This window comes from Streptomyces sp. SM11 (assembly GCF_002910905.1).
Taxonomy (GTDB): domain Bacteria; phylum Actinomycetota; class Actinomycetes; order Streptomycetales; family Streptomycetaceae; genus Streptomyces.
Genome location: NZ_NEUE01000076.1, coordinates 1 through 969, shown reverse-complemented (window position 1 = coordinate 969; position 969 = coordinate 1). Strand labels below are relative to the sequence as shown.

Here is a 969-nt window from a genome sequence, read left to right as displayed (position 1 = left end):
GCCGGGCGGACGGCACTGATCACCGGGGCGGCGCGCGGTCTCGGCCGGGCCTGTGCGCTGGCCTTCGCCCGTGAGGGGGCGGACCTGGTGCTGCTGGACGTGGCGGGCGAGCTGCCCGGGGTGCCGTATCCGCTCGGTTCGGCCTCGCAGCTCGCACACACCGGGCGGCTCTGCCGCGAGGCGGGGTCCGCCGTGCTGACCCGGCAGGCCGACGTCCGGGACCTGGCGGCGCTGGAGTCGGTGGCGGAGGGGGCCGAGGAGCGCTTCGGGCGGATCGACGTGCTGGTCAACAACGCGGGGATCGCCGCCCCTTCGGGCCGCCCGGCGCACGAGATCACCGAGGCCGAGTGGCAGTTGATGATCGATGTGGATCTGGGCGGTGCGTGGCGGGCGATCCGCGCGGTGGGCGGCCGGATGGCCGCCCAGGGGTCCGGTTCGATCGTCAACATCGCCTCGACGGCGGGGCTGGTGGGCTACCGGCACTTCGCGGGGTACGTCGCGGCCAAGCACGGTCTGGTGGGCCTGACCAAGGCGGTGGCCCTGGACTACGCGCCCCGTAAGGTCCGGGTCAACGCGGTGTGTCCGGGCTCGGTGCGGGACGACGAGGCGATGGAGGGCCGGATGCTGGCGGAGATCGCCCGCTCGCTGGAGGTGCCGGTCGCCGGGCACGAGACGGCCTTCGTCCGGGACCAGCCGATGAACGCGCTGGTGGAGCCGGGGGATGTGGCGGACGCGGCGCTCTGGCTGGCCTCGGACGAGTCCCGGCAGGTGACCGGCAGCGTGATCACCGTGGACGGCGGGTTCACCGCCCGCTGACAGCCGCATCACCCGTTTCCCTTCCGTGGACGAGGAGTTGTGCACGTGCAGCCTGCCCATCACGCCTTGACGGTCCGCCTGCGGCCGGGCCTCACCGACACCGCGCTCGCCGCCGCCCTCACGACGGCGGCGGAGCTGTGGTGGCCCGGGGAG

Annotated in this window: 1 protein-coding gene; it reads left to right on the top strand. The window is 74.3% G+C overall.

The window, feature by feature from the left end:
* Positions 1–816 (top strand): SDR family oxidoreductase (locus B9S58_RS04645; RefSeq protein WP_103530858.1); only part of this gene is annotated, 816 nt, incomplete at its 5' end.
* Positions 817–969: the final 153 nt, after the last annotated feature.